Source organism: Anaerobacillus sp. 1_MG-2023 (genome assembly GCF_030547345.1).
Classification (GTDB): Bacteria; Bacillota; Bacilli; order Bacillales; family Guptibacillaceae; genus Guptibacillus; species Guptibacillus hwajinpoensis_B.
The window spans coordinates 16,358-28,542 of record NZ_JAUORD010000021.1 but is presented as its reverse complement, the minus strand read 5'-3'; the positions used below and the strand labels follow the sequence as shown (position 1 = coordinate 28,542).

Below are 12,185 nucleotides of genomic sequence, written 5' to 3'. Positions count from 1 at the left end.
CTTTCTTAGATCACTTTCGAATGATTCAAGCTATCAAATGCCGAGTACTCATGCCTCATTTTCCAAATCTGATTCGGTTCAGGCATATAGTGATTCCAAATCGCCTTCATCATTGGAATCAGATTAGTATCTGTGATGCACTTTCCATCAAACCCTTCAATTACTTCCCGTGTCCCCCGTTCAAACATTTCCCCATTCACATTTCTCTCATCATCGCGATCATTATTTTTCATAATCTTATCTTCCACAATGACATGTGTCTTTCGCTTATGTCCTACGCTAATCACGAACCGCGTTAAATCGTTTATACTTTCAACACCTTCAGATTCAAAATGAAGACCCGCGCAATGATCACGTAATTCATAAAGTATTTCCTCACTCTGATTCATATTGTTTTGATCAATTGTGACAGCGGCCTTGATCGTTCCTTGAAAAAGATTCATTTTCTTTTCTGTAAAAGAAAAAATGTTATTCCAGTAGCTAGCTTCTCGATAAGAAGAAACGCCTTTCAAACAGACATATGGAGCAGAACCAAGCTTCAATAATTCAGTCGTATTATGGAAAACATAAAGTCCAAAATCAATAAGGTTATCTGGGATTTCTTTACCACTATAGTTATCTTCATTCTTTCTATTGTTTACTGCGATCATGAAGGCTGTAGGATATACATTCTCTTTAACTCGTTCTTGCTGAATAAGTTCTTTTAGATTTTGTGCTGCTCGCATACGCTGATCAAAAGACATTGCTTCATCCGAAAAGTCTGCAATAAGTAAATTTGCCCCTGCATTAATTGTTGAAGAACCATTTTCAATGTCGATAACAGATTGTTTCACGATGACTCTTCGATCTTGTAGATCTTTCCGAACTGGTTTAACTTCCCAATTCGCTTCACGGATTAATTTCGTTTCGGGTAAGAGAATTTTATGTTCAAAGAAGTTTTCTCTGTTTACTTCTTCTTGTATCAGCTGCTGTATTGACTGTGAATGACGTTGAAGATTTTCTAGAAACACCATCGCTTCAAGAGTTAGTAAATGGCATTTTTGATCGTAAGCGCTTTCTAAATTTTCATCCAGCACAACATCCCCTCCTATTCAAGTCTGCCGCTACTGTTGCAGCGATGACATCCAACACATCCTTCACCTTCACAGTGGTGACACCCTTCATTTTTCCTTTCTTTTCCATGACAATGCGGACATTCCAATTCACCATTTCCATAGCACGTATAACAATCCATTTTTGCTTCCCTCCATCTGTTATAATACAATTTGTTTTATTTGTTAGTATTATATAACAACTTTTCAAAAAGGTTCAACCTTTTTTTAGAAAATTAAAATAACCTGTGAATTGCACAAATCACAGGTTATTTACTCTATATTTTTTGTAGTAAATTATAAAAACAAAAAAACACGTGCTTTTTGCACGTGTTTTAAGCTGTACTCATACAGTTTGTTTTTTCCACAGTTCTTTCATACCCTGAGCACGTTTAATCCCACTAATTGTTCCTAAATGAAGATTTTCATGATTCATTAAAAACAGAATAAGTTCTCCTACTGTTTCAAGAGTAAGGTAGGAACCTATAGAAAAATCACTTTGAAGGGATTTGCTCAGTTTTCCTTCTAACTCACTTATTCTTTTATTCTGCTCGATTAAGTAATGCTTTATCTCAGTAAGTGATGGCGGCTCTTCGGTCCAATCACCCGGTCGTGTACCAGCTTTAAATAATGCGGAATAGTTTAGTGGAAGGCTATCCTCCATCTCTGTAAAACGATTTAGAACAAACTCTGCCGTGACCAGTATATGGCCTAAATTCCATCGCACTGTGTTCGTAAAACCCTCAGGAAGAACATCTGCTTGCTCCTCTGTAACAGCATCAAGCGCCTGGAGTGTTCGATATCGCCAAAAAGTAAATTGTTTTAGTAATTGAGCATCTTTCATTCAAACTCCTCCTTTCATTATTAATAATCATTCGTGCCAGAAAACTAAATTCCCTATGAATCTATCATTATTGAGACAAAATTTTTACATCTTCTTCATTTCCCACATCTCGTGCATAGTCAATTGCAGTATACCCCTCTTGGTCTTGCAAAGCGGGGTTTGCCCCAGCTTCAAGGAGCAGATTATACATTTCATTCCGGTGATTAGGTTCCATATAAGCAGCATAAATAAGAGGCGTCCAGCCATCAATATCCGCCATGTTTGGATCAGCACCTGCCTTTAATAGACGATTCACTTTAGAAACATAACCATTTCGAACCGAAATCATTAAGGCACTTGTCCCATATAAATCAACAGCATTTGGATTCATTTCGCGATCAAGGAGCGCTTGAAACATCTTATCATTTTCTGAATGCTCAGCTGCATAATGTAAAGCATTCCAACCATCTGAGTCAGTCGCTTCAAGATCAGTCTTATCTATAAGAGACTGAAAAGCGAGATCATCTTCATTAATTATGGCTTCCATAAGTGGTGTCACGCCAGTAGCTTCGTCAAATAAAGCAAGCTCATCTTCGAATGCTGATGAGATTGAAGGAATAACAACTTCTGCTGCTATAACGGCTGTTCCTATTCCACCGATAAAGAACATAAGCGTAATTAGTGAAAGAATCACTAATTTCTTACGAGGAGCAGGAAACGGAGTCTTTTCCCTCAGTTCCATAAACGATTCTACAGCAGCAATTCTTTTCGGTAAAGCGGGATGAGTTGAAAACCATTCGCTTAACCAGACAAAAAAACTCTTCTCAGATTGAAGTTGTGTTATATAAGCGTCTTTGTTCACGCTCTGGTATAGTCGTTTTCCAACGGCAAGAATAATCAAACCGTTTGCTGCCTTCTCGCCACTATTTATGTAGTAAGCTCCCATTCGGTCACACGTATATTCACACGCTCTAGAATAAGCAGACCCCAGAAACGGAATCACATTTCCAGGTAGAAGCAGAAGTTGTTTTAGAATGTGATTTTGTTTAATATGAGCGAGCTCATGAGCAATAATAAACGTAACCTCTTCTTCAGCATTTTCTTCAATCAGCTCAAAAATATCGGAATAAAGAATGACCATGTTCCTACCTAGTAACCTTGTTGCAAATGCATTCAGCATGCCTGCCGACTCAATGACATAGACGTCTGGAACGTTTTCGATCTCCATTCGTTTACATAAATCACGTACTCTCTGATCGATATGTGAATACTGATATCCCGTTATTTTAACGCCATTACTACGAATATTTCCTATAAATAAACCGTGGCTAAAAAAAGATATAAACCATAAAACTCCAATAATCGCCATTCCAATTACTGAGAAAAACAGAACTACATAAGTAAGTATGCTAAAGACAAGGAGAACAATAAATAGAGATGTTTCTGAATTGGTTGTTAACTGCTTCGATTTATTCATTCGTACTTCACATATTTCCTTTCACATTGGATTATGTTCAGTATACTGAATTTTCCATTCTCCTGTATATGATTTTTCAACTCATCATTAATATAAAACAAAAAAACACTCATATTGAGTGTTTTTCAGCTAATCTAACATCGTAACAATTCGATTGACCGATGAACGAAGGGAGTCGATATTAACGAATCGCGCTTCTCTAATGCTTTCTTTCCCTTCCACATATAACAAAAGGACGGGAATGGTGAAAACAGAAAAGGCGCCTGCTGCTTCTGGAATTTCATGAACGTTTAACTTCTCTCGTATGATTTGTGGAAAATCCTCTAATACTTCCTCAACTTGAGGCAAAAGAGCATGGCAGACAGAGCAATTTGTTCCATACAAATACAAAAAGTACAAGCGATTCTGTTCAATTCCATTTCTTGCTTCTTCAAGTGTCGTCTGATTCAGTTGATTCACCTTCTTTAATACTTCATAAATTAAGAAATTTGCATTCTTCTATTCTTCCCTTTTACAAACATAAAAATGCCATATGCAATAAATCCAATGGCAACTAATCCAAGCAAGATAGCACCATATGGCTGTTTAGCTAATTCCGAAAGCGCTCCATCGAGCCCTTTTGTTTTATCAGGGTTAGCCGTGATCGCTGTCTGAATAAAGAATACACCCATCATCGTGAAGACAACACCTCGTGCTGCAAGTCCGATTTGTCCAGCACGTTTGCCCCACCATTCTTCTTGATCGTGCATTTCATACTGTTTAAGCTGTTTCATAAAGGATTTCTTGTAACCACGAATAACTTGATAAATACCAAAACCGATTAAACATAATCCAATAAATCCAATGATCCATTGACCAAATGGTTGTCCTAATAGTTTAGCAGACATTGATTGCTTACTGCCAGAAGATGAACTTCCCGCTCTTGTAATAATAGATACAGCATTATAGGCAAGAAATAAATGAATAATACCCGCACCAACAAATCCAATACGAATTAAAATACCTTTCGTATCATTACCAAAATGATCTGGATCCTTTATCCCCTGGATACCTTTCCATACGGAATATCCGATTAACCCAACTATAAGAATCCATAGAAGTGCTTCGCCAAATGGCTTTCCTGCAATAGTAGCAAAAGCACCTTTTGAGTCAGTCGTTTTACCACCTGGGCCAAATGCTGCCTGTAGAGCTAAAATCCCGATGATTAAGTAAACAACTCCTTTAGCTGCATACCCCACTCTTGCTAATCCTCTTATCCATGGTTTAACATCATTTGATGCTTGTTTTGCTTTGTGTTTCGCCGCAGTACCAGTGTCCATTGTCAATCTCCTTCCATTCTTTCATATCATTTATCCATTCTTTCTATTCCCAGTAATGCTTACTTTCAATCTAAAAGATTATGATTCTGCTTATCCATTTATAGGAAAGTTCAATTTCGGACTCTTTTAGTCCTTACTTTACGTTTGAGGAAACACTCCTCGAATGTATCATTATTCTAGAAATCAAGAGAATGACAGAATGTAATTACTCAATGAAAAAAGCCCTGTAAGCGAATCCAGCATTCGCTTACAGGGCTACTAATTGAGGAGATAGTCTTGTGGACACAAGCTATCGCATTTCTTTACTATACTACAGATCACATAATTTTCATATAGTTTTGAATCATTTCTTTTGCGATTCATCGCGTTAAATGATTAAGACTGATCTGCGATTATTCCTCTCCTTGCTATTACTTTTGATAATAAACCGTGTCTCGGTGAAAGGATAAATGTGATCGTAAACATCACTCCAGCAATCGATGCCATAGAACCTGAGATCGAAATATTCCAAGCGAGCGCAGCATAATAACCACCGATCGCCGCCACTACGCCAACACCTGCACTGATGATTAACATCACAAGTAATTTATCTGTCAATAAATAGGCTGTAGCTCCCGGTACAATAAGCATGGCTACGACTAGAATAGCCCCTACACTATCAAAAGAAGCAACCGTCGTGATTGAAACCATTGACATGAGTAGGTAATGGATGAACATAACTGGAATACCAATAGCCGAAGCCATCGCAGGATCAAACGAACTTATCTTAATCTCTTTATAAAAAGTGAAAATCAAAATAAGATTAATCACCAGCACACTTCCAAGCATCCAGACCGCGGATGGTCCAAGGTCCATTCCACCTATTGTTAACGTGTTCCACGGAATAAAGGTGATTTCTCCCATAAGGGCGTGGTTAACATCAAGGTGTACTTTACTAGCAAAAGCTGACAGAAGAATAACTCCGAATGCGAATAGGGAAGTAAACACTACACCGATAGCGGCATCAGATTGCACACCGCTTGAATGAAGAACCTGCACTAAAAAGGCGGTCAATAGACCTATAATCCCTGCACCAACAAGCATATAGATCCCTTCTAGTGAATGACTTACAAGGTATGCTAATACAATCCCTAGCAAAACGGTGTGACTGATCGCATCAGCAAGCATCGCCATTTTACGTAATATTAAAAAACACCCGATGATCCCACACGATACTCCCACTAAAGAACCTGTAAGCATAATCCATGCTCCATAACTCATGAAGAATTCACCTCCTTCTTACGCTTTTTCGTGCTTTGAGAAGGTGCTTTGACATGATACTTTTCTCCTCTAGCAAAATGAACTGGATTTAACTTAAGCGCCCGTTCATGAACTTCCATTAAACGTGTAAGATCTTCTATGGCTTTTGCAGGAAGGTCTTTATAATGCCACTCATCGTTTGTCTTTGATTGAAGATGAGCAAATTTCATTTCATACATCGTGTAAATTTCGAATAGTCGATTGTTCATTGTAATTTCATGCGCCTTATAAGCACCTAACTCAGTGAGGCGCCACTTACCACTCACTTGCTGGAAGACGTATCCATCTGTTTGAAACTGATGTAGAATCGACTCTAGTTTGCGACGTGGCATTTTTCTTCTTTCTTCAAGCTGAGCTATACTGAACGCAAAATTCGTAGTAGATAAGCTGCCTTCTTCAGAAAGATCATACATCGTTTGAAAAACGGTTTCCTTAGCAACACTTTTTCGAACGCGATACAATCTTAAACCTTTCGATAAAAGCCCTCTGTTTGGAGCAAAAACGAGCGAAATTAAGAAAATAACCGTTGCTGCAATGACGATGACAGGTCCTGTCGGAAGTCGATTAGCCATAGAGCTTAATATAGTCCCAAGAATTCCGGATAAAGCACCAATTGTTCCAGCTACTATAACCATCCGATCAAGTCGATCAGTCCAATACCTTGCAGATATTGCAGGAGTAATGAGCATAGCGGCCATTAAAATAACTCCTACTGCTTGTAAACCAATCACCACTGCACTGACGACTAGTGTCATCAATAATGCATTAAGAAACCCTGTAGGTAATCCAATTCCTTTTGCGAATTGGCGGTCGAATGTAAATAGTTTCAATTCTTTAAAGAGTAGCCAGGTGATTACGAGGAGTACGATGGCAATCCCCGAAATAACTCGAACGTCATTTCCTACAAGCGATGCTGCCTGACCGAATATAAAGTCATCAAGACCACTCTGATTACCATTTTCAGATTGAGCGATTTTCGTTAATAAGACAATCCCAAATCCAAAAAATACTGAGAGTACCAATCCGATCGCCGTGTCTTCTTTAATACGGGAATGGTTAATAATAGCTTGAATAAAGTAGGTTGCAAGTAAGCCAGATATCGCTGCACCTACTAAAAACCATCCAATCGATTTTGTTCCATACAGTAGAAAAGCAATGCAAATCCCAGGAAGTGCTGCATGTGCCATAGCATCACCAATTAAGCTTTGTTTCCTAAGAAGGGCAAAACTACCAAGAACACCACTTGCCACTCCGAGAAGAATTGTACCAAATAGCACCCACTGTGTATTTGCATCCTGTAGCGTTAGGAGGAGCTCATTTAACATTATTCTCCCTCCTTAAGGTTGAACTACAAATGGTGTGCTGACCTCAGAATCAAGAAATGATAGTCTTCCACCATATGTTTTTTGTAAGTTTTCAATCGTAAATACTTCATCTGTAGGACCGAGAGCAATTTTTCTTTTATTTAACAAAAGCGTCCAATCAAAATACTCCTTCACTGTCTGCAAATCATGGTGAACAACAAGGACGGTCTTTCCCTGTGCTTTCAGCTCATTTAAAAGGGAGATAATGGCTTTTTCAGTAGCTGCATCAACGCCAACAAATGGTTCATCCATGAAATAAACTGTCGCATCCTGGGCAAGGGCTCTTGCAAGAAACACTCTTTGTTGTTGGCCACCTGATAGCTGACTGATCTGCCGATTTGCATACTCTTTCATGCCCACTTTATCAAGCGCCTGCATAGCAATAGCAGTATCCTTCTTACCAGGCCGTTTAAACCAACCGATATGCCCGTATCTTCCCATCAATACGACATCAAGAGCATTCGTAGGGAAATCCCAATCCACTGACCCTCGCTGTGGTACATAGCCAACTAGTTTTCGCTGAGTACGATATGATTTTCCGTAAATTTCTACAGATCCCGAGGCTATTGGAATTAACCCTAAAATAGCTTTGATCAACGTTGATTTACCAGCACCATTTGGACCAACTACGCCTATTAGCTTTCCTTCTGGCATTTCAACCGTTACTTCCTGAAGTACAGGCTTACGGTCATAGGCAACCGTTAAATTTGATACATTAATTGGATTCATATCCCTACCTCCTTCTTATCCTATTTCAACGCTTCCACAATCGTTTCAATGTTATGTTGATACATGCCTTTATACGTCCCCTCAGGTGAACCCTTCTCACCCATCGCATCCGAGAACAACTCGCCACCTATTTCAACCTCATGACCTTTTTTTCTTGCTCCTTCAACGACTGCATTAATCGAACGTTCTGAGATACTGCTTTCAATAAAAACAGCTTTAATATTTTGGTCTGCTAATACATTCACAAGGTTTTGAACATCCCTAAGTCCATATTCTGAATCTGTACTTAATCCTTGCAGCCCCTTCACTTCCATACCATATGCCTGACCGAAGTATTGAAATGCATCGTGAGCTGTAACAAGAACACGACTCTCTTCTGGGATTTCATTCAATTTTGATTGTGCTTCTTCTTGTAGCTTAGATAGCTCTTCTAGATATTCTTCTGCATTCTTCTCGTAATCTTCTTTGTGATCGGGATCATATTCAATTAATCCATCGCGAACTTCTAGCACAGCATATTTCCATAAATCAATATCAAACCACACATGAGGATCAACGGCTTTTGAATTTCCCTGAGTAATTAATAGCTTCTCTTCAGGAATAGCTTCTGCAACAGGATAGGTTGGTTTTTCTCCCTTCATCTTCGCAAATATCTCACCCATTTTCCCTTCTAGATGAAGACCATTATAGAAAATGATATCTGCATTCGATAGCTTATTTATGTCTCCTTGAGAGGCTTTATATAAGTGAGGATCAATACCAGGACCCATTAAGGAATCGACTTGCACATGGTCCTTACCAATGTTTTCTGCAATGTCTCCAATTTGCCCGATGGTTGTCGTCACATTAATTTTTCCTTCACTATCTTTGTTTGTCTCAGTACTGCTACACCCCGACATCACGATCAAAAATAAACCTGCTCCGAAAACATATCCTAACCACTTTTTCACATTTACCAACCTCTCTTTTTCTATTTATACCGACACCATTTCCCTTTACCTAACGTATGGGCGTTGTTTCTGTAAGGTGCTTATCTATTTCAATTTAACGAAAAACATTTGCTTAACAGCTGTGTTTTTTACCAACTAAATGATTCTTTCCCTAAGGCAACTTTGAAGTAAAAAAATTTACATGTGTAATATTAATCAACTAACGTTCCCTTTGCCACAAATGTTTCCCTAGCACAAAACTATCGCATGAATGCAGTTTTGTCAACTTAAGTTTATGCCGTTTTTTATTGAAATAGAATATTTTCATCTTAATAGTGATATATCTCACAGTAATGATGAATGAGACGCTATACAATAAAGCTAAGAAATAAAGTTTCTATTGGGGGGTATTAGAATGAGCGGAAAACATTCAAACATACTTGTTGCTGTTGACGGTTCTGATTCTGCAGAGATTGCTTTTTCCAAAGCTGTAGAACTTTCGATTCAAGACGAGGCGACCCTACTGATTGCTCATGTCATTGACACGAGAAATTTCTCAACTTTTGAACTTTACGATATCGCAACGGAACGAGCAGAAGACTTTGGAAAGCGTCTATTAAAGGAATACGAAGAAAAAGCACGAATGGCAGGAATTTCGAATGTTGATACAGTTATTGAATACGGATCCCCAAAAGCAAAAATCGCAAGAAAAATCGCTCCACAAAATAAAATAGATTTAATTGTTTGCGGAGCAACAGGGATGAACCGCGTAGAAAGATTGCTGATGGGCAGCGTCTCTGAACATATCACTCGCCACGCAACTTGTGATGTACTCGTCGTAAGAGGAAGTAAAGTACCTGCTGAGGAGGCTGAGAAAGATGAACACAGCAGACAAAATACGTAAGCACCGTTTGGAAGCCAACTTAACCATTTCAGAATTAGCGGTGAAAGTGAGGATTGGAGCGGGACTTATGCAGAAAATAGAAGAAAACCGCTATCAGCCAGACGTTCAAACACTTTTAAAAATATCAACAGCTTTAGATATTCCAGCCTCGGAATTTCTTGAAAAGGAAACAATTGAGCAGTTAGAAAAAGCGGATACATGAAATGATAGTATTTAAAAACGATATGAAGAAAACGAGAAAAACGCGCTAGCAACTTGCTAGCGCGTTTTTCTCGTTTTCTTCATTTGTAATAACTCCATTTCTTCAAACGTTCACCAGTTTATTCTCATAAACAGGCAGGATCACTTCGACGGTAGTTCCTTCTCCTTCAACACTTGTTAAACGCATTCTCCCGTTATGGTTATCAATAATGCTAAAACTAACCATTAGTCCCAGTCCAGTCCCATTCTCTTTCAACGTATAAAATGGTTCTCCGATCCTTGGTAATTGGTGATCTGGAATACCTACACCCTGATCTACAATCGTGATAACCGCTTCTTTTTTCTCGTTTTCTTGTAGCTTTACAAAGATATTCCCGCCATTAGGCATAGCTTCAATAGCGTTTTTAACGACATTGACAAACACTTGCTTTAGCTGATTTTCTTCTCCTAAGATAGGAAAGTGATCACACTCATACTGTGTTCGAATAACGATATTTTTCAGGATCGCCTGTGATTTAAGAAGGGCGACGACGTGCTGAAGCAATGAAATAAGATCACTTTCTCCAAACTCTTTCTCTTGAGGTTTGGCAAGGAGCATAAATTCACTCACGATGAAATTAATACGATCAATTTCCGATAACATGATTTGAAGAAACTCTTTTGATTTATCGTCTTCAGAAGAGCTATAAACTAATGTAGCAAATCCTTTTAAAGAAGTAAGAGGATTTCTTATTTCATGTGCAACTCCTGCTGCAAGCTCTCCTACCGCAGTTAATTTCTCTGAGCGTCTTAGCAGTGCTTCTGTTTCTTTAAATTCTGTAATATCTTCCACTATGACAATAACACCCTGCACTTTTCCATGAACTATATGTGGAATTGAAATCAACTTCACATGAACCGAGTGACCTTCTCGGTGAACAATGGCAGATTCACACTTTTGCGGAATCCCTTCTTTCGTTCTTTCAAAACAATTCAACGTCTGCTTTAAATAACGCTGATCCACGAATTGAAAACTCGTTTTATTACTTGTGCTATTCGATGAGTAGCCACTCATTTTTTCTAAAGCGGGGTTCATATTAAGTATTTGACCGCTAATATCTAATACCATGATACCATCGGGACTATTTTCGACGAGTGAGTGGTATTTCCGCTCACTCTCCTGAAGTTGTGTGGCCTGTTCTTCTAACTTTTGACCTCGAATCACACTAATTAAGATTAAAACAGAAATAATGAATATGCCAATCAATACAAGATACTGTAACACCGTATTTCCACTGTAGCTTTCTACTTTAAAATTTGAATTTGAAGCCGAAGAAACCATCGTAAAATAATGAAGGGCGAGAGTACCTAGGCCAAACACAATTGCCCCTGATAATTTCCCCCAGGAGTTCTGTTTTTCATTTGATACACCATAAACTAACCAAAAACTGCAAACTGTCGAAATAAAGGCGATCAAACCTGGAATGACAATTTTCCACCAATCTGTCAATCGATAAATCTCTCCTAATAAATAGACAGATGTTAGCAATTGTAAAAAGACCAAAACTATGGTGAGAGAGAAACTTGCCACAACCAACTGTTTCAATTGTCTTTTTGATGAAATGATGTTGAATGACAGGAGTGATCCAACAATAGGAATAACTAATGTAATGATAACAAACCATGGATTGTAAAAGGTTGAGTCAGCTGTTGAGATCCCTAACAGTACAAGATACTGTAGAATCCAAATCCCTGCCCCCATTGCTAATGCACTGCCGAATATCCATAGCTGTCGATATGAATGCGCCAAATTGTAAGCCTTCTCATGAAAATCAAAAGCTGTATAAGTATAGCTAACTACCATTAAGATCGAAATCAAAATAAGAAAAAAATGAAATTCATAGATGAGGTCTTCCATGATACGCTCCACTCCGTTTTCCATAACAAAATCAGTTCAAGTGCAAGTAATTCCTTTCACTATATAGTAGTCATTAGACATTCATCTTCAAATTCCTTCCACATTTTCTTAGATGATACAATTTTCCCATCTCATTTCCCAATCATTTAACC

Annotated in this window: 13 protein-coding genes; 2 read left to right on the top strand and 11 right to left on the bottom strand. The window is 38.4% G+C overall.

Annotated features, from left to right (window positions below; all coding sequences use genetic code 11):
* Positions 1–5: 5 nt before the first annotated feature.
* The 10 genes from Q4550_RS22160 to Q4550_RS22115 all read right to left on the bottom strand — a co-directional run bounded on the left by Q4550_RS22160 (position 6) and on the right by Q4550_RS22115 (position 9,052).
* Positions 6–1,076 carry an aldolase/citrate lyase/malate synthase family protein gene (locus Q4550_RS22160; RefSeq protein ID WP_303536142.1) on the bottom strand — a complete coding sequence of 357 codons (1,071 nt, stop codon included), beginning with the start codon at positions 1,074–1,076 and terminating at the stop codon, positions 6–8.
* A complete protein-coding gene (locus tag Q4550_RS22155) occupies positions 1,066–1,302 on the bottom strand; it encodes a hypothetical protein (RefSeq protein ID WP_303536141.1) in 237 nt (78 codons plus the stop codon). Before Q4550_RS22155 ends, Q4550_RS22160 begins: the two co-directional genes overlap by 11 nt.
* A 135-nt stretch (positions 1,303–1,437) precedes the next feature.
* Positions 1,438–1,935: a DinB family protein gene (locus Q4550_RS22150; RefSeq protein WP_303536140.1), complete on the bottom strand. Its 498-nt coding sequence runs from the start codon at positions 1,933–1,935 to the stop codon at positions 1,438–1,440.
* A gap of 67 nt (positions 1,936–2,002) precedes the next feature.
* The gene (locus Q4550_RS22145; protein WP_303536139.1) at positions 2,003–3,391 is read right to left on the bottom strand and encodes a M48 family metallopeptidase; all 1,389 of its coding nucleotides are present in this window, start codon (positions 3,389–3,391) and stop codon (positions 2,003–2,005) included.
* Between the two features lie 129 nt (positions 3,392–3,520).
* Positions 3,521–3,850, bottom strand: a complete 330-nt coding sequence (locus tag Q4550_RS22140; protein WP_303536138.1) for a thioredoxin family protein — start codon at positions 3,848–3,850, stop codon at positions 3,521–3,523.
* 20 nt (positions 3,851–3,870) lie between these two features.
* Entirely contained in the window at positions 3,871–4,710 is an 840-nt protein-coding gene (locus Q4550_RS22135; RefSeq protein WP_303536137.1) for a DUF1206 domain-containing protein, read from the bottom strand.
* A gap of 375 nt (positions 4,711–5,085) precedes the next feature.
* Positions 5,086–5,970 (bottom strand): metal ABC transporter permease, encoded by an 885-nt coding sequence (locus Q4550_RS22130; RefSeq protein WP_303536136.1) that lies wholly within the window; start codon positions 5,968–5,970, stop codon positions 5,086–5,088.
* Entirely contained in the window at positions 5,967–7,334 is a 1,368-nt protein-coding gene (locus tag Q4550_RS22125; protein ID WP_303536134.1) for a metal ABC transporter permease, read from the bottom strand. Before Q4550_RS22125 ends, Q4550_RS22130 begins: the two co-directional genes overlap by 4 nt.
* Positions 7,335–7,346: 12 nt before the next feature.
* Entirely contained in the window at positions 7,347–8,102 is a 756-nt protein-coding gene (locus Q4550_RS22120; protein ID WP_303536132.1) for a metal ABC transporter ATP-binding protein, read from the bottom strand.
* A gap of 20 nt (positions 8,103–8,122) precedes the next feature.
* A complete protein-coding gene (locus Q4550_RS22115) occupies positions 8,123–9,052 on the bottom strand; it encodes a metal ABC transporter solute-binding protein, Zn/Mn family (protein WP_303536130.1) in 930 nt (309 codons plus the stop codon).
* A gap of 394 nt (positions 9,053–9,446) precedes the next feature.
* Here Q4550_RS22115 and Q4550_RS22110 point away from each other — a divergent pair, with 394 nt between their 5' ends.
* Together Q4550_RS22110 and Q4550_RS22105 are read left to right on the top strand one after the other, a co-directional pair.
* Entirely contained in the window at positions 9,447–9,935 is a 489-nt protein-coding gene (locus Q4550_RS22110; protein WP_303536128.1) for a universal stress protein, read from the top strand.
* A complete protein-coding gene (locus Q4550_RS22105; protein ID WP_194221080.1) occupies positions 9,910–10,137 on the top strand; it encodes a helix-turn-helix domain-containing protein in 228 nt (75 codons plus the stop codon). Before Q4550_RS22110 ends, Q4550_RS22105 begins: the two co-directional genes overlap by 26 nt.
* Before the next feature lie 102 nt (positions 10,138–10,239).
* On the opposite strand, the gene Q4550_RS22100 is transcribed toward Q4550_RS22105, so the two are convergent.
* Positions 10,240–12,033 (bottom strand): ATP-binding protein, encoded by a 1,794-nt coding sequence (locus tag Q4550_RS22100; RefSeq protein ID WP_303536126.1) that lies wholly within the window; start codon positions 12,031–12,033, stop codon positions 10,240–10,242.
* Positions 12,034–12,185: the final 152 nt, after the last annotated feature.